Source organism: Paenarthrobacter sp. NPDC092416, from assembly GCF_044755025.1.
Classification (GTDB): Bacteria; Actinomycetota; Actinomycetes; order Actinomycetales; family Micrococcaceae; genus Arthrobacter.
Genome location: NZ_JBIVQG010000003.1, coordinates 35,409 through 51,710, shown reverse-complemented (window position 1 = coordinate 51,710; position 16,302 = coordinate 35,409). Strand labels below are relative to the sequence as shown.

Below are 16,302 nucleotides of genomic sequence, written 5' to 3'. Positions count from 1 at the left end.
GCGGACACGCACCCACGCACCTGCGGGCTGGCTCGGCTACGACTGTTGCGCCGCGGCCACGCGCTCCAGAACTTCGCGGCACGCCAGGATCGCAGGGTGGATGCGGCCGGCTGTGCGGGTGGAAGTGAACACGGTGCGCTTAGGTAGCCCGGGAAGGTCAAGGAGCTGGACGGGTCGGGTCATGCCGGTCCAGACCAGGTCCGGCATGAGTGCCACGGCATTTCCGGATTCGATAAGCCGAATCTGTGCTTGGAGGTCGGCAGTTTCGTAGCGCACGTCCGGTTCGAAGCCCGCGGACCGGCAGGCCTGTTCGGCCCAGTGCCTCGAGGCCGCGCCGCGGGGCTCCATCACCCAAGGCATTGATGCTGTGTCCGCCAGCGATGTCACGGACTCGCCGCCGAGTCCAACCGGGGGAGTAGCCAGGCGCAACGCGTCGCTGGTGAGGGTGGCGCGGTCAAGTCCGGGGTGGTGCGGCGCGGCGTGTCCGGGATACTGCTCGGCCACAACAATGTCGAAGTCGCGGGCCCACGTTTCGTAGAGTGCAGTTTCGGGTTCGCGCTGGGTCATCTCGACGCGGACTTCGGGATACTCCCGGCGCATGATCGTGAGGAAGTCCGGAAGCAGCGCCAGCGCGGCCGACTGGAACACGGCAAGCCGCACCGTCCCCGTCACCATGGACAGGGATGCCGCCAGCTCGGTTTCGGCCCGCTCCAGCGTTTCCAGCAGCGCCGCTGTGTGTGCCACGAGGATCTCGGCTTGCGGCGTCAGTTGCACGCGTCGCCCTGCCTTTCGGAGCAGTTCAACCCCTGCTTCCTTCTCCAGAAGCGTCAGCTGTTGGGACACTGAGGAGGGGCTGTATTGCATCGCGTCGGCCACCTCGGCCAGGGTTCCGCGGATCTTCAATTCGTGCAGCAAACGCAGCCTGCGAACGTCCAGCAAGGCGGCCTCCAAAGGATCGGAATGATTGATGAATATTCGTCAGAAAAGATCGCTTTTCCTAACGTGATTGTAGATCCATACTGATGGAAACAAACAAACTTCTCCGCCCCAGAAGGAGCCCCCATGACCAGCACCATCCCGGATGCCACCTCCCCGCGCACCCAGGATTCCGGGCAGTTCGATGCTTTGGCCGAAGAGGCCATTGCTTTGGTCCGCCACTGGCTGACCGAAGCCAGCAAGATCCCGGTAGACGTTTCCGCGCAGCGCCTTGCCGGCGTCCTGAAGGACCCGAACGGCCTGGACTTCACGGTCGGATTCGTCGACGGCGTCATCCGCCCGGAGGACCTGTCCGTCGCTGGCCGCAAACTGGCCGAGCTCGCCCCGAAGGTGCCCAAGTTCCTCCCGTGGTACATGCGCAGTGCAGTGCGTGTGGGTGGCGTCATAGCCCCGATCCTCCCGCAGGTAGTCATCCCGATCGCCCGCCGCGTGCTCCGCGAGATGGTGGGCCACCTGATCGTGGACGCCACCGACGCCAAGCTCGGCCCGGCCATCGCCAAGATCCGCCAGGACGGCGTGCACCTGAACGTGAACCTCCTCGGCGAAGCTGTCCTGGGTGAGCACGAAGCCCAGCGCCGCCTGGAAGGCACCCTCAAGCTGCTTGCCCGTGAGGACGTGGACTACGTCTCCATCAAGGAATCCTCCACGGTGGCACCGCACTCCCCGTGGGCCTTCGACGAAGCCGTGGACCACGTGGTGGAGAAGCTCACCCCGCTCTACCGCCTCGCAGCCTCCTTCCCCAAGCCCAAGTTCATCAACCTGGACATGGAGGAATACAAGGACCTCAGCATGACCATCGCCGTGTTCAAGCGGATCCTGGACATGCCTGAGTTCAAGAACCTGGAAGCCGGCATCGTGCTTCAGGCCTACCTCCCCGACGCCCTCGGCGCCATGCAGGAACTGCAGGAGTGGGCCACGGCCCGTCGCGCCAAGGGTGGAGCTCCTATCAAGGTCCGCGTCGTGAAGGGCGCCAACCTTCCCATGGAACAGGTTGAAGCCTCCCTCCACGACTGGCCGCTGGCCACCTGGGGCAGCAAGCAGGACTCGGACACCAGCTACAAGAGCGTCATCAACTACGCCCTTACGCCGGAGCACGTTGACGCTGTCCGCATCGGCGTTGCCGGTCACAACCTGTTCGACGTCGCCTTCGCGTGGCTGCTCGCCAAACAGCGTGGGATTGCCGGGCCGGCACAGAAAGCGATCGAATTCGAAATGCTCCTGGGCATGGCAACCGGCCAGGCCACAGCAGTCCGCAAGGACGTCGGCAGCCTGCTGCTCTACACACCGGTGGTTCACCCGGGCGAGTTCGACGTCGCCATCGCTTACCTGATCCGCCGCCTCGAAGAAGGCGCCAGCCAGGAAAACTTCATGTCCGCAGTCTTCGAACTGAGCGACAACGAGGGCCTCTTCAAGCGCGAAAAGCAGCGCTTCCTGGACTCCCTCGCGCAGCTGACAGACGAAGTCCCGGGCCCGAACCGCAAGCAGGACCGCCGTCTCCCCGCCGAGCCCGCACCGCTCGAGGGCTTCAGCAATACTCCTGACACGGATCCGGCGCTCCCGGCCAACCGAGCTTGGGGACGCGACATCCTCAAGCGCATTCCCGGCTCCACCGCGGGCAACGCGATCGTCGAGTCCACCAAGGTCTCTGACGCTACTGAACTGGACCGCATCATCGCCACCGCTGTGGACCACGGCAAGGCCTGGGGTACCCGCCCTGCCGCCGAGCGTGCAGCGATCCTGCACCGCGCCGGCGACATCCTCGAAGCCCGCCGCGCCGAACTCCTTGAAGTCATGGCGTCGGAAACCGGCAAGACCATCGACCAGGGCGACCCCGAGGTCAGTGAAGCAATCGACTTCGCGCACTACTACGCCGAGCGCGCCAAAGACCTGGAAACGGTCGACGGCGCCACGTTCGTCCCAGCGAACCTCACCGTAGTGACACCGCCCTGGAACTTCCCGGTGGCGATCCCCGCAGGCTCGACGCTGGCAGCACTCGCCTCAGGCTCCGCCGTCGTGATCAAGCCTGCAAAGCAGGCCCGCCGCTCCGGTTCGGTCATGGTGGATGCCCTGTGGGAAGCCGGCGTGCCGCGCGAAGTGCTGGCGCTCGTCCAGCTCGAAGAGCGCGAACTCGGCACCCAGCTGGTCTCGCACCCGAGTGTTGACCGCGTGATCCTCACCGGCGGCTACGAAACGGCCGAGCTGTTCCGTTCCTTCCGCCAGGACCTCCCGCTGCTTGCCGAGACCTCCGGCAAGAACGCCATCATCGTCACCCCCAGTGCCGACCTGGACCTCGCAGCCAAGGACGTCGTGTACTCGGCGTTCGGCCACGCCGGCCAGAAGTGCTCCGCCGCGTCCCTGGTGATCCTGGTGGGCTCGGTGGCGAAGAGCGCCCGCTTCCACAACCAGCTGATCGACGCCGCGCGCTCCCTGACCGTTGGCTACCCGGACAACGCCACCACCCAGATGGGGCCGATCATCGAACCGGCCAACGGCAAGCTCCTGAACGCCCTCACCACCCTGAGCGACGGTGAAACCTGGGCCATCAAGCCCGAGCGCCTCGACGAGACCGGCCGGCTGTGGTCCCCGGGCATCCGATCCGGCGTCAAGCGTGGCTCCTACTTCCACCTGACCGAGTTCTTCGGCCCGGTGCTGGGCGTCATGACCGCCGAAACCCTTGAGGAAGCCATCGCCATCCAGAACGAGATCGAGTACGGCCTCACGGCAGGCCTGCACTCCCTGGACTCGGCCGAGATGGGCGTCTGGCTGGACACCATCCAAGCCGGAAACCTCTACGTCAACCGCGGCATCACCGGAGCGATCGTGCAGCGTCAGCCGTTCGGTGGCTGGAAGAAGTCGGCCGTCGGCGCCGGAACCAAGGCTGGCGGACCGAACTACCTGGTGGGCCTGGGCAGCTGGCTCCCCGCCGAGGCCAAGGCGCAGCGAGGCACTGTCCTTCAAGGTGCAGCCGCGCAGATTCTCGCCGCGGCCAGGTCTGCCGACGTGTCCGGCCAAGAGCTGCAGACCCTCCAGCAGTCATTGTTCAGCGACGCCGCCGCGTGGGAATCCGAGTTCGGCACCCGCAAGGACGTTTCGGCCCTGTCCGCCGAGCGCAACGTCTTCCGCTACCGCCCGCTCCCAGTGACCATCCGCCTCTCCGAAGGCGAACGGCTCGCTGAACTGCTCCGCGTTGTAGCAGCCGGCGCTGTGGCGGGCTCGGCGCTCAAGGTGAGCACCGCCGTCGTACTTCCTGACGCGGTAGTGTCGGCGTTCGCGGCCCTGGGCGTTAGCGTCCGGATCGAGGACGACGTCGCGTGGCTGGCCCGTGCGCCCAAGTTCGACGCCGGCCGGATCCGCCTGATCGGTGGAAACTTCACCGCGCTGAGCGCGGCCATGGGTGGTCGCCCGGACGTTGCGGTCTACCACGGTGCTGTGACTCAGGCCGGCCGGATCGAGATCCTGCCGTTCCTCCGCGAGCAGGCCGTGTCCATCACCGCGCACCGCTTCGGCACGCCGAACCACTTGTCGGATCACCTGATCTAGGCCATGTGCGCCGAGGCGTGAAAAACAGCCGGACAGGGACGGATTCATTTCGTCCCTGCCCGGCTGTTTTGTATCTCAGGGTGGCGCCAAGGTTGGTGGAGAACGTCACACCAGCCGCGCTGGCACCCCCGGCGTCCGGCGTGGAAGAGCCGGGCTTGGACGGCCCGTTCGATGGCGGCAGGAGAAGGGCCAGAGGAAGCATGCGGGGAAGCACTCCTGGAACAGGCTAGCCCCGCTCAACCGGGACCACCGGATCGGTATGGGTCAGCGGGATGACGTCTTGAAATCCTAAAGCTTAACGAGACAACGAAGCGCTGGGTCCGGACAGGTCTGTGACTTTCGGCGCTAAATGGCGGTCTTTTTGCGGCGCTATTTGGCGCGTTCCTAGCAGTAGGCGCCGCGCCGGTCTTCAGATGGTGCGCCTTTGGAGCTCGCGGTACACCGTGGTCCGTGACACCCGGAACAGCTCTGCCAGTTCGGCCTGCGTATGCTCGCCGGCGTCCTGCAGTGTCAGAAGGTGCTTTTGCTGTGTCTTGGACAACTTTGGCTGCTTGCCTTTTAGCCGCCCCTTGGCTCTTGCTACCGCCATGCCCTCGCGGGTGCGCATCCGGATCAGATCCGCCTCAAACTCGGCCACCATTCCCAGGACGTTGAACAGCAGACGGCCTACCGGGTCAGTTGGGTCGTGGGTGCTTCCACCGAGACTAAGCACAACGCCCTTAGCCGTCAGCTCATCGGCAATGTCCCTGGCATCAGATAGAGAGCGCGCCAGCCGGTCGAGCTTGGTCACCACGAGCGTATCGCCGGCCCGGCAGGCCGCCATTGCTTCACGGAGACCTGGGCGCACACGATTCGCTCCCGTGAGTCCGTGATCAACGAAGATCTGGGTCTCTTCCACACCCAAAGCAACGAGGGCATTGCGTTGGGCTGTGAGGTCCTGGTCGTTCGTCGAGACCCGTGCATAACCGATCTTCATTCCAGTCATAAGGAACATGGTTGCAGTAATCCCCCCTTGGATTCTGTTGATCGAAGCAACACCCAATCAAGGGAGTTCCTTCGATGTATCAACAGTTCGATTCGCCCACCGGTGTTAGGTTTCTTGCTCTCATCAAGGAAGGCAAGAGTTTCAGAGAGTCAGTACGGGTGACGGGAGTCGGTAAGGAGACCGGTTACCGGTGGTTGCGTGATGAGTACCTCCGATTCCGCAGCAAAGGCCTCGACCACGTAGCTGCCCAGATCGAACTTGGGTTCACCTCGCGCAATGCCGGGAAATGGAATGAACTCTTCCTGAGAGGCTTTGGGCGCCATCACTTCCAAGTCGATGCAGCTGTTGAGGAGGCGTTCTGGTCCTCATACTCCACCGGCATGAGCGTATTGGCTGCTGCCACATCGGCAGGCGTAAAGCATACGACTGGGTACCGGTGGGTCTACCGTCGTTTCATCATCTTGCGAAGCCAGCTGCCCCTGGCGGAGGTTGTAAACCTTTTACAACTGTCGCCGAGGACCTCCCTCAGGTGGGAATCCCAGCGGAAAGAAGAACTGGAAGTCGAGAAAGCACGCCTGCTGAAAGCCGAGCGGGACGCGATTCGGACCGCGAGGATCGTTGCCGAGAGGGTTGCAGCTCCTATGTCTCCAGCACAAAAGCGACGCGCGTTACGGGAGACACGATATTGGGAGTTGGTGGGCTCCGGTGCTTCCAATGCTGCCGCCTGCAGGATGTTGGGCGTGAGCAGGAATATCGGGACAAGGCTTCGGAATCAGAGGGCGCAACAGCCACGGGCTCGCCTTAAACCTCCGTCGGGCAGGTACTTGTGCCTGCGCGAAAGGCTTCAAATGGCAGATCTGCTCCGCATGGGATGTTCCCTGCGTCAGATTGGCAGGGAGCTGGGGAGGCATGCGTCGACCATCAAACGGGAGCTTGACCGGCACCGTGATCCCCGGGGGCGCTACTTGCCGCATACAGCCGATCACGATGCGCGCAGCCAGCGGCGTCGGCCGAGGGAGCGGAAATTGCAGGCTAATCCGCGCTTGCACGCACTGGTACAAACAAAGCTAACCAGTCACTGGTCCCCAGAGCAGATCTGCGGGTGGCTAGCACTGGAATTTGCCGCTGAACCAGCGCTGCGGCTCTGTCCGGAGACAATCTACCAAGCACTATTATTCGGCGATCATGGCGGGCTAAGCACGGCCGGCAAGCCACGCCTGCGCACAGGGCGAAAGATCCGTAAGCACCGCTGGCGGACAGGATCGGGCCATGGTTCCGTCGTGAAGACCATGACGATGATTCACGAAAGACCGCCAGAGGTCGAGACCAAAATAGAGGCCGGCCACTGGGAAGGTGATCTCATCGTGGGGGTTGGTTCCGCATCCGCTATGGTCACCTTACGCGAACGCAAGACCCACTACGGGATCATCGTCAACCTCCCAAACGGACACACCGCGGCCCAGACCAACCAAGCGATCGTCACTGCCTTTTCAGCCTTACCGGCTCATCTGAAGCAGACACTGACCTGGGACCAAGGCCTGGAAATGGCCCGGCACCAGGAACTATCTGCCGCCACCGGACTTCGGATCTATTTCGCGGAGCGGTCCAGCCCTTGGCAACGCGGCGCGAATGAAAACTTCAATGGACTCGCGCGCCAATACTTCCCTAAAGGCACGGATCTCTCCGTCCATTCAGAGGACCACGTCAAACAGGTCTGCGCCGAGCTGAACAGCAGGCCACGCAAAAGCCTCGGCTACCGCACCCCGGCAGCAATCTTCCAATTCTCGACGGATGGATAGGCTCCCAGACCAGGAGCCTCCAGCTGCCGACGCCTCTCTCGCGTCCCGTCAGTCTGCGCCTATTCTCCGGTTCACAACGTGGGCTGCAGTGGCAGCACTCTTCAGTAAATCTTCAAGGCGATTCCTAAAAGACTGTTCTGCGCCGAAAAAAGTTCGGTCCGTCAAACGCCACCCGAAAGTGTCAAAAGCGCGTGCCTGAAGTTTGCACTCGTCATCGATTGCTGTCGCCGTAACCTCCAGGGCAACTGGAAGGACATTTTCGCCTGAAAGGAGGTTTCCGAGGATCCTATAAACCCAATTAGAGCCAGCACGGATACGTACCGCTCCGCCGTCGATTTCAACCTTCGCGCGTGACTTAGCGGATGATCTCGCAATGGCTTCGATGGCGGCGTTGGCACTTAAGGGTGATCGCCAGTGCTCAGTTATCTCCACGATTGGTTTTCCCTTGAAACCATCAACGCCCACGACAAAGCCCCCTTCAATGCGGCAGGACGTGGTCTTTGGACGTCCCGGTACCGAATTTACAGGGGATCTTTCTAATAAGGGATAACCTCTTTGCGCAGCCTCTCCAGGGGCCGTTCTATAGCTCTCCTTCGTACCCTCGTAGACTTCAACCACAGGGCGATAGAGCCCGAAAGTAGCCCGCTGTTGCGTCGACCACTTGAATCCGCCCCCCGTCACCGTGCATTTCATCGTGCGGGTCTTACGTACATGGCCCAAGCCAGCAATGGCGCAGAGCGTGGCGACAGGCTTTGGCAGCACGGTGATCGACCGGCTTACGGGCGTGCCACGGGTAGCCTCATCGGATGCCAAGGATGCCAAGGATGCCAAGGATGCCAAGGATGCCAAGGATGCCAAGGATGCCAAGGATGCCAGTGCCACGATAGACGCATGACGTCGACCGACGCAGAGCAGCAACCGGAGGAGACACCTTTGAGCGATTTTCCAGCGCAGCAAAAAGTTAAGGCCGAGTCAGAGCTTGCTTTGTTGAACGGTCGGTATATCCGGGTATGGGATGTCACGGGAAGCAAGCCACGGTTACCGAGCTTTCGACCAGGGCAGGAAACGACTCTTCCCGTGTTCCGAAACAATCCCGAACTCGAGGGCCTGCCAACTGGTCACTACCAAATAGTGGCCTTCCTGGGGGCGTTGAAACCTTCGCGCAGAAGAGGTGCAGATACGCTGTGGTCGAGGGGGAGATGGGCCGCTGCGTGAACTCTTTTGCAGCCAACGGTCAATACATAGTGTGAGCACAGACAGCGAGATCATCAGGCGGTCCCGGGACAGCCCCGCGGTTTTCGGGGAACTATACGATCGGCATGCCACGGCCATTTATAGATATGCGGCCAGAAGAGCTGGCGACTTCGCCGCGGAAGATGTCACTGCGGAAACGTTCCTGGTCGCTTGGGAGCATCTGGACAGCTACGACACTAGCCGGGACGATGCTCGGCCATGGCTATTTGGAATAGCTACCAACTTGCTTCGAGAGCATCATCGGGCAGAAGCCAAAGTCCTCAGAACAGCTGCAAAATCGGCGTCACGTGAGGCCATAGCCGATGACTCTGACCGAATCGCTGCTGAGGTCGATGCCAAGATCGCCACCGGACAAATTGCGCAAGTCCTCCGGGATATGGCTGCGATCGACAGGGAAACATTGTTGCTCTACGCATGGGCTGACCTGACTTACGAAGGTATAGCCCAGGCAACCGGCGTTCCGGTGGGGACAGTTCGTTCCCGCTTGAACCGTGCGCGGCAAATAATTCGAGCCCAGTTCAACCTTGAAAGACTTACTGAAACGGAGAATCACTATGGACGACCTTGAGCTGCTCCGCGAGATGCGTAGCGATGTCGGCTCAGCGCCGGCAGCCGCCTTGGCCCGAGGCAGGGAGAAAGTCATGGCCAAAGTGCAAGCGTCCGTCGCTTCAGCACCTCAGCGGAAAGCCACCGTTTCGCCTATCCGGTTCCGGCGCCGGGCCCTTTTCGCATCTGCCGCTGCCGCGCTGTTGGTCGGCGGAATCGTCTTGGTCGATGTCATCAGGCCTGGAGGTCCTGGAGCCACAGCTGAGGCGGCCGAGGTGCTGAACAACGCCGCTGCTGCAACCATTCAAACGTCCGACCCTGTGGTGGGACCTGGCCAGTATTTGAAGATCGCAACGAAGACGGTCTCTGGAACGGGCGGGCAGGCTGCCGATCTAAGCCAGGTGAGATGGCAAGAGACCTCGACCAGTCAGATGTATGTGCCAGCCGACAAGTCAGACGTATGGGTCTGGAACCGGGAACCAGGCATGATTCTGGATTCGATGAACGAGGAAGCCAAAGCTCTGCCGGACGAGATCGTCAAGGCTCAGGGAGCCGAGTCGGATGGTCAACCTGAGTTCGTCGGGATTCTGCGCTCTCCGGGAGGTGTCTTCTACGGGAAAGAGCCGACCGTCATCGTCGGCACGCCGCTAAAGGAGGCCGCGAGTCTCCCTAGGGATCCACGGGCTCTCCTGGACTTGATCTACGAACGAACCAAAGGCACCGGGAAGTCCCCCGACAGTGAGGCTTTCACGGCAATCGCGGATGGACTGCAGACAGGAGTCGTTCCGGCGGACTTGCGCGCTGCGCTGTACAAAGCAGCTGCTCTAATCCAGGGCGTTACGGTTACCGACAGGCACGCAATGATCGACGGCCGCACCGGCATCGCCATCGGTATCGCAACATCAGGCGGGGTAACTGGAGCGAACATTGTCATCGATCCCGCTTCGGGTCTGGTTATCGGGGAACAAACCGTGCTCTTCAAGGACTACCCCGGATATCCTGCTGGGACCCTCACGACGTGGACCTCGCTGAGGACCTCCGTAGTGGACGTCGCTCCCTAGGCTCGCGCCAGCTGGCCGCACATCGCAGCGGTCGCCATTGGGGGATGACCGCACCACTTGGAGGGACTGAGGCGAACAGTCCCTTCAGTAGGATCGATGCCCATCTATTGCCACCGGGGACAGGGGCCGCCCGAATATGGTTACTCTGCGAACCACCAACAGAGACCGGCCCTGCGAAAATCCGATAGGAGTAAGCAAACCCTCCATCTCTCCCTGACGCCATTTGACGTTGCCGTTGTAGCAGCAGCCGCGCTATCAGAGTCTCCCGATGCAACTTATCTGAAGCAGGCAAACATCAATCAGCCTCCCAAATCTCCGCTGCGAATTGAGAGTGTAAAAATGAGATGTCCTCTTGATAGCGCAAAAGGCGTAAGCAAGAGGACATCTCATTTTGGTTGTACGAGCTAGCAAACGCGCTTAGTCAGCCACCGTCTCCCGAGGATTCCCACTAGTCCCGGATAAGCTCCACACCATCAGCGGCAGTGAGAATAGGCGGGAGTTCTGTGCTCGGGCTTGGAGGCATCAATTCTTCGTCTGAAGTTGAGCCGCGGGCTGCCCACGCCGGCCAGAAGTTCATGCTCGCTCCCCACTGACTCAAAAGCGTGTCTATGGGGATGTAGCACCCGAGAATGGAACCGTTGTAATTAAGGGCCCCGACGTGCATGCCAACTGCTCGCAAACCTTGACTGTCCTGTCGCCAAACAGGACCGCCGGAATCGCCCCCTGCTCGGGCATAATTGGCGCAGTACGTGTAAACCCCGTCCCAATCAAGAAAGCGGTATTGAATCGTTCCTTCAGTCCAACCCGTTGTATCGCCCATCTTGCCGACCGCCGTGCCGATAGTCTGGTCACCGCTGGGCATCGTCCCTGTTACGCGTCCGCTGCCAGGAGTATTCCCTGTCTTCGGGTCGACAATGGTCTGGTACACGTCGACGCCGGTGTCGGGTCGAACGAGCGCGGAGTCTCCATCAGTGCCGAAGGCCTTTCGGTACGCCAGAGTTCCGAACTGGGCACCGGTGCCGGACACTCGTTCCCCCACAGAAAAGCAATGCCCAGCAGTCAGGATAAAGGTCCCACTCGAGCCATTGATGACGTAGCTGCCGGTGCACCAAGGATTACTGCCTTTGTACATGGGGTGACCAACCAAATAGTCGTACCATCCTGCGTGTGCCGGTTGCACACCAATAGCAATGACAAAAAGTGCCGCGATAAGGGCTGAGATACCTGAGATCCCGCCCTTAAGTACCTTCCGCATATTGCCTCCTACTTGAGATTTGCTTGCCGGCAACGCCGACAACGAATGACTCTAATCCGCCTCTCAGATAATTTTTGGTCTTTACGCTCATTCCTGCCCGGGGTCAATCGGACGAAAATTATCTTCGTTGGACTGATCCGACTTGAACTAGTTGGAGTCGGCGGGCACAGATTATCAGAAAAGGGCGTCTCACTTGTCCAGTCATCCGAAATAGTTGGAGGATAGTAAGCAACTTGTGAAATAAAAAGAAATATTTCCCGATCTGCGTCACGAAATCAATCGCTGCATCACTTATGCGGATTGACTCAGTACGTTTACCAACAGTGAATATTCGAGCAGAAGAATTAATTCTGTTTGGTCCGTCCTTGTCCATGCGGTTCAGTGCCGGACGTAGGGTGAAACGACGTTGAAGATTTTGATCCGATGTGCAGCTGCCGCCATCACGGCGTTGATGTGAGCATCAGATTCCTGTAATCGGGTATTTGGGAGCCGGGGACCAACGCGGCATCAATAGCCCTGCCTATGCCCCTCCATGCCAATAATGGATTGCTGGACCTGTGGCATCGTTCTTGCGCAGGCCCTTCCCTTTGGCCATTAGGGGTGCCCCATTAGTTGGTGTGTTTCTGTGATAAGAGTCCGGTTGACATGGATCCTAGTCAGGGGGCCGTGAGTGGCCGAGGCAGCGTCCCACGCAATTCCTTAACGGAAGTTGACCTGAATTGTCAAACAAAGAGCTACAAGAAAGTGCAGAAATTCTCGATTAGCCATCAAATCCGGACACGCGCCAAATCCACACCATAATGTCGGTTATGTTGTGGGAGGGTGACCTGATTGACCAACTCAGAGATTCACTGAACCGAGACCCGGAGTCTTGGGAGAACCCCGATCTGGATAGGTTCCTGGAAGCTTTGGCTGCATGGACCCGAGATATGGACGGTTGGTTCATGAACCGTGGCGAACCAACTCCCGAGGTACCTTCCTGGGAGCTCTTTGGCCACATGCTCCTTGCGGCCGGAATTTATGAGTAGATCGTCAAGTACTGAACCCAGATGCGAGTCTGGCACTGTTTCAGCACCCTGCGAGAGATCAACGCTGTCTTACTTACCGTTTCAGTTCGTCCGCGCCCAGTAACTCGGTAGGTTCCGTCCGGAATTCGTTTTTGGGCGGCCGGTCGAGGAGGGCGACAGGCCGCCCGCAATCGAGGACCTTCGGGGACCACCCAAGCGGTGAAGTAGTTATCTGCGATTCTCAGTTCCACGGCACGACGGAACAAGGGCGGTTACGGCGAGTGGGTCCTCATTACTTGGTAAGCCATCCGTGATGACGGGTGTGACAGACTCCAACAAAATGCCTTGAGGGCCGTTCGTTTGGAAGGGAAAGCTACATGTCGTCCCAAGCTGGTAGGCGGGAAGCCGTCACAGACCTCATCCAGTTGCGGTGCCCGTTGAAGGAGTCCTTGGTTCGTTTGGCCGCCTTTGTTTGGTCCTATCAGGAGGACCTGGCGGTTGTTGAGGTTCGGGACATCGGCCATGCACTTGACGAGTTCGAGGCCGGGAGGATTGATGCGGATGAGCTCTGTGCCTGGGCAGAGGAAGTGCAAGGGCGCGAAGACATTGGGGTGGATTCCCGTGGGCATGACTTCATCACCGACGCACTCTTTCAGCTGTCTACGCCTGAGATCTGTGCACCCGCGAATGAGGTTGCCCGTGCCCTCAGGCAACGGATGATCTGACGACCGAAGCGTTTCCTGCACCCGAACATACCGACGGCCGTGGGCTCAACCAGAAGCCGGGCGGCAGGGGGTATCAGGCCGCGTAACCCAGCCTTCGCAGCCGCCTTCGCGCGGCTTGTTCGCTGGGACCTGTCCGGCCTAAAGCAAGGCGCACCATGCCGAGCACCACCTTGGCGGCCATGGTTGACGGGAACGGCACGGGGCCGATCTTCGCCGGCCGGAGCCCCAGCATGTCGCGGTATTTTGGCTCAAGGCTTGCGACGGCGGCGGCGAACAGGATGCGGTACCCGGGGCGGAGCCGGGGGCTCAGCGGGGGATGGTGGATGAACTCGACGGTTTCGGCGAGACGCTCGTCGGAACGAAGGACTCCTGAGGAATACCAACGTTCCAGTTCGGCGGTGACCTCGGCCTCGGTGAGCGGCGGATTCTCGATCCCCATGAGCTTGCCTGCCTCGGCCCATTCGCGAATATAGGCGTCAGGACCGCCTGGCGCCGGGCGGCCCCAGATCCGGTTGGCGGTGACAAATGAATCCGCGTAGGTGACATGCACCCAGCGCAGCAGCTCGGGATCGTTCGCCGAGTAAGGGTGGCTCATGCCGGAAGCGTCCAGGTAACTTCCGCGGACGTGCTCGTGGATTTTCCGCACACGGGAGGTGGCGGCTTCGGCGGCCTCGGTGGAGCCGTACGTGACGGTGAAGATCCAGCGGATGGTGCTTGCCAGCCGGCCCAAGGGATCCTCTTTGAAACCGGAGTGTTCGTAGACGCCGGCGAGTGCGCCCGGATGGAGCGACTGCATCAGCAGGACCCGGATCCCGGCCACGATGGTGGACATGGAGCCATGCACCGCCCAGACGGCCGACCCCGGAAGGTGATATCCGGCGTCGTTCCCTTCTGCGAGGCGCGGTACCCACTCCGGCGGCGAACCTGCTGACCCGGTGAACGTGCGCTGCAGTTCGTGCCTGTACTCGGTGAGGTAATTCCTCATGCCATCCATTCGACCGCGCATCTGCGTTTGTGTACAGATAATGCCCTTATGAGTCGCTCCTAAGGGCATTATCTGTACGGAAACCCGACGCTAGACGCGGGTGCGGCGGCGGGACGGTGCAGCCGCCACCAAGAGCGCGACGATTGCGACGGCGGCACTCAGGATGAGTCCCGGACGGTACTGTTCCAGCATGGCCTGGGCGCTGACGGTACCGGTTTCGTGTCCGTGGCTGCTGACCAAGGCGGTAGTGACGGCGAGAACCAGCGCGGCTCCCACCTGCGTGCTGGTCTGGATCAGTCCAGCGGCTAGTCCTTGTTCGGAGTCCTTGATACCGGCCGTGGCCTGAACGTTGATGGACGGGAACGCCAGTGCGAAGCCGATGCCCAGCAGGACCACCGACGGCAGAATGTCCAGGGCGTAGTTGGGTGTGGTGCCGACTCGAAGGAACAGCACGTAGCCCAGGCCCAGCGCCGTCAGGCCCGTGAGGATCAGCTGCGTAGCGCCAAACTTTTCAATGAGCCGGTCCGCGAACGGTGCGCTGGTCGCCACCAGCAGGCCAGCGGGCAGCAGGGCCAACGCCATTCCCAGCGGCGTCCAGCCGAGCACGGACTGCAGGAACATGGTCACGATGAACTGGAAGCTCAAGTAGGAACCGAAGAGCCCCACCGCGCTCAGGTTAGCCCTGGCTACCCAGCCTTCCTTGAGGATGCCGAAGCGGATCAGCGGATGCTTCACCTTGTTTTCGATGATCGCGAATGCCGTCAGCACGGCGGCAGACACTGCGAATCCGGCGATTGTTGCCACAGATCCCCAGCCCTGTTCGGGTGCTGAAACCAGTGTGTAGACCAAGCCGAGCATGCCCAGTGCGAGCGTTACGGCGCCCCAGATATCGTGCCCGCTGTTTTCTGCCGAGGGCTTGTCCTTGGGGATGAACTTCATACCCAGCAGGACCACGACGACGGCGATCGGCACCGAAACCAGGAACGTCCACCGCCAGCTGAGGCTGGTCATGAGCCCACCCACCACAAGCCCCAGTGAGAAGCCGCTGGCGCCGAACGTGGTGAAGATGGACAGTGCCTTATTGCGGGCGCGGCCTTCGGCGAAGTTGGTGGTGATGATGGAGAAGCCTGTCGGCGCGGTGAACGCTGCGGCCAGGCCCTTCACGAAGCGCGTGGCGATCAGGATGGTGGGGTCGTCCACCAGTCCACCAAGCAGCGACGCCGCAGCGAACACCGTCAGTGCAATGAGGAAGATACGACGGCGGCCCAACAGGTCCGCGAGGCGGCCACCGAGGAGCAGCAGGCTTCCGTAGCCCAGAACGTAGGCGGAGACGATCCACTGGAGCGAATCGGTACCGAGGTTCAGTTCCTGGCCAATGGACGGCAGGGCCACGCCAACCATGGAAACGTCCAACCCGTCCAGGGCCAGGACGGTGCAGACAACCATCAGGAGCAGCCACTGGGCGCGGGTCCAGCGGACTGCGGTCAGCAATGGTTCGGCAGTTCTTTGAAGGGTGGTGGGTGATGTCATGCGATCAATGTATATGACGCGTCATTGAATGACAAGGAATATGACACGGAATATTATGACGTGGATTCTAACGGCCACATGAACTAGAATCGGGGCATGGCAACGACGCGTGACCGTCAGCTGGTTGAGCAGTGGCGCAGCATCCAAAACTCCTACTTCCGCACCGCGGGGGCGATCGACCGCGCTCTGGAAGCGAAGTTCGACATCGGCCTCAACGAGTTCGAAATCCTGGACCTTGTTGCCGACAGTGTTGAATCCGCCTGCCGGATGAAGGCGCTGGGGGAGCGCACCCCGATGACCCAAAGTGCGGTATCCAAAGTGGTGGACCGCCTGGAAAAGGCCGGGCTCGTCTCCCGCCAAACCTGTGAGGATGACCGCCGTTCCCTGTACTTGGAGCTGACGGAAGCCGGCCGCACGTTGCACGCCAATGCAGCACTGGAACACCGCGCCCTCCTCAAGGAAAACCTCGGCTGAACTGCGGCAATTCCGCCGCCTCTGCTTGGCCTGGAAAGTACCCCGGCGCACCCTTCCTCAAGATTGTGACAAGATCTTCTGTGGGGGTCCGTAAGGCCTTTATTTTCGGCCTATAACCAGCCAGAATGGTGCTTGCACGCCAGGC

Annotated in this window: 13 protein-coding genes; 8 read left to right on the top strand and 5 right to left on the bottom strand. The window is 60.9% G+C overall.

Annotated elements, in window-relative coordinates; all coding sequences use genetic code 11:
* Window positions 1–36: 36 nt before the first annotated feature.
* The gene (locus ACIQC5_RS07970) at window positions 37–939 is read right to left on the bottom strand and encodes a LysR substrate-binding domain-containing protein (protein WP_400280253.1); all 903 of its coding nucleotides are present in this window, start codon (window positions 937–939) and stop codon (window positions 37–39) included.
* Window positions 940–1,062: 123 nt separating this feature from the next.
* On the opposite strand from ACIQC5_RS07970, the gene ACIQC5_RS07965 reads away from it, so the two are divergent.
* Window positions 1,063–4,536, top strand: coding sequence for a bifunctional proline dehydrogenase/L-glutamate gamma-semialdehyde dehydrogenase (locus ACIQC5_RS07965; RefSeq protein WP_400280251.1), 3,474 nt, complete (start codon window positions 1,063–1,065; stop codon window positions 4,534–4,536).
* Between the two features lie 409 nt (window positions 4,537–4,945).
* Here the strand turns inward: ACIQC5_RS07965 and ACIQC5_RS07960 are convergent, their stop codons facing one another.
* Complete coding sequence (locus ACIQC5_RS07960; RefSeq protein WP_400280880.1) at window positions 4,946–5,512, bottom strand: recombinase family protein; 567 nt, start codon at window positions 5,510–5,512, stop codon at window positions 4,946–4,948.
* 83 nt (window positions 5,513–5,595) lie between these two features.
* Here ACIQC5_RS07960 and ACIQC5_RS07955 point away from each other — a divergent pair, with 83 nt between their 5' ends.
* The 4 genes from ACIQC5_RS07955 to ACIQC5_RS07940 all read left to right on the top strand — a co-directional run bounded on the left by ACIQC5_RS07955 (window position 5,596) and on the right by ACIQC5_RS07940 (window position 10,181).
* Entirely contained in the window at window positions 5,596–7,320 is a 1,725-nt protein-coding gene (locus tag ACIQC5_RS07955; RefSeq protein ID WP_400280249.1) for an IS30 family transposase, read from the top strand.
* Between the two features lie 739 nt (window positions 7,321–8,059).
* Window positions 8,060–8,215, top strand: coding sequence for a hypothetical protein (locus ACIQC5_RS07950; protein WP_400280247.1), 156 nt, complete (start codon window positions 8,060–8,062; stop codon window positions 8,213–8,215).
* A gap of 276 nt (window positions 8,216–8,491) precedes the next feature.
* The gene (locus ACIQC5_RS07945; protein ID WP_400280245.1) at window positions 8,492–9,142 is read left to right on the top strand and encodes an RNA polymerase sigma factor; all 651 of its coding nucleotides are present in this window, start codon (window positions 8,492–8,494) and stop codon (window positions 9,140–9,142) included.
* A complete protein-coding gene (locus ACIQC5_RS07940; protein ID WP_400280243.1) occupies window positions 9,129–10,181 on the top strand; it encodes a CU044_5270 family protein in 1,053 nt (350 codons plus the stop codon). Before ACIQC5_RS07945 ends, ACIQC5_RS07940 begins: the two co-directional genes overlap by 14 nt.
* A 448-nt stretch (window positions 10,182–10,629) precedes the next feature.
* Here ACIQC5_RS07940 and ACIQC5_RS07935 read toward each other — a convergent pair whose 3' ends face one another.
* Complete coding sequence (locus tag ACIQC5_RS07935; RefSeq protein WP_400280241.1) at window positions 10,630–11,436, bottom strand: trypsin-like serine protease; 807 nt, start codon at window positions 11,434–11,436, stop codon at window positions 10,630–10,632.
* Window positions 11,437–12,245: 809 nt separating this feature from the next.
* On the opposite strand from ACIQC5_RS07935, the gene ACIQC5_RS07930 reads away from it, so the two are divergent.
* Both ACIQC5_RS07930 and ACIQC5_RS07925 read left to right on the top strand, forming a co-directional pair.
* Window positions 12,246–12,464, top strand: coding sequence for a hypothetical protein (locus tag ACIQC5_RS07930; RefSeq protein ID WP_400280239.1), 219 nt, complete (start codon window positions 12,246–12,248; stop codon window positions 12,462–12,464).
* A 356-nt stretch (window positions 12,465–12,820) separates the two neighbouring features.
* Entirely contained in the window at window positions 12,821–13,168 is a 348-nt protein-coding gene (locus ACIQC5_RS07925) for a hypothetical protein (protein WP_400280237.1), read from the top strand.
* A 73-nt stretch (window positions 13,169–13,241) separates the two neighbouring features.
* Here ACIQC5_RS07925 and ACIQC5_RS07920 read toward each other — a convergent pair whose 3' ends face one another.
* Window positions 13,242–14,153 carry an oxygenase MpaB family protein gene (locus tag ACIQC5_RS07920; RefSeq protein ID WP_400280235.1) on the bottom strand — a complete coding sequence of 304 codons (912 nt, stop codon included), beginning with the start codon at window positions 14,151–14,153 and terminating at the stop codon, window positions 13,242–13,244.
* Window positions 14,154–14,243: 90 nt separating this feature from the next.
* A complete protein-coding gene (locus tag ACIQC5_RS07915; RefSeq protein ID WP_400280233.1) occupies window positions 14,244–15,683 on the bottom strand; it encodes an MFS transporter in 1,440 nt (479 codons plus the stop codon).
* A 96-nt stretch (window positions 15,684–15,779) separates the two neighbouring features.
* On the opposite strand from ACIQC5_RS07915, the gene ACIQC5_RS07910 reads away from it, so the two are divergent.
* The gene (locus ACIQC5_RS07910) at window positions 15,780–16,157 is read left to right on the top strand and encodes a MarR family winged helix-turn-helix transcriptional regulator (RefSeq protein ID WP_400280231.1); all 378 of its coding nucleotides are present in this window, start codon (window positions 15,780–15,782) and stop codon (window positions 16,155–16,157) included.
* The last annotated feature ends 145 nt before the right edge of the window (window positions 16,158–16,302 follow it).

What these genes read in the sequence shown, in the direction of transcription:
- ACIQC5_RS07965 (WP_400280251.1), top strand. Translation starts at nt 1,063, where the DNA reads ATGACCAGCACCATCCCGGATGCCACCTCCCCGCGCACCCAGGATTCC.
- ACIQC5_RS07960 (WP_400280880.1), bottom strand. Translation starts at nt 5,512, where the DNA reads ATGAAGATCGGTTATGCACGGGTCTCGACGAACGACCAGGACCTCACA.
- ACIQC5_RS07955 (WP_400280249.1), top strand. Translation starts at nt 5,596, where the DNA reads ATGTATCAACAGTTCGATTCGCCCACCGGTGTTAGGTTTCTTGCTCTC.
- ACIQC5_RS07940 (WP_400280243.1), top strand. Translation starts at nt 9,129, where the DNA reads ATGGACGACCTTGAGCTGCTCCGCGAGATGCGTAGCGATGTCGGCTCA.
- ACIQC5_RS07935 (WP_400280241.1), bottom strand. Translation starts at nt 11,436, where the DNA reads ATGCGGAAGGTACTTAAGGGCGGGATCTCAGGTATCTCAGCCCTTATC.
- ACIQC5_RS07930 (WP_400280239.1), top strand. Translation starts at nt 12,246, where the DNA reads ATGTTGTGGGAGGGTGACCTGATTGACCAACTCAGAGATTCACTGAAC.
- ACIQC5_RS07925 (WP_400280237.1), top strand. Translation starts at nt 12,821, where the DNA reads ATGTCGTCCCAAGCTGGTAGGCGGGAAGCCGTCACAGACCTCATCCAG.
- ACIQC5_RS07920 (WP_400280235.1), bottom strand. Translation starts at nt 14,153, where the DNA reads ATGAGGAATTACCTCACCGAGTACAGGCACGAACTGCAGCGCACGTTC.
- ACIQC5_RS07915 (WP_400280233.1), bottom strand. Translation starts at nt 15,683, where the DNA reads ATGACATCACCCACCACCCTTCAAAGAACTGCCGAACCATTGCTGACC.
- ACIQC5_RS07910 (WP_400280231.1), top strand. Translation starts at nt 15,780, where the DNA reads ATGGCAACGACGCGTGACCGTCAGCTGGTTGAGCAGTGGCGCAGCATC.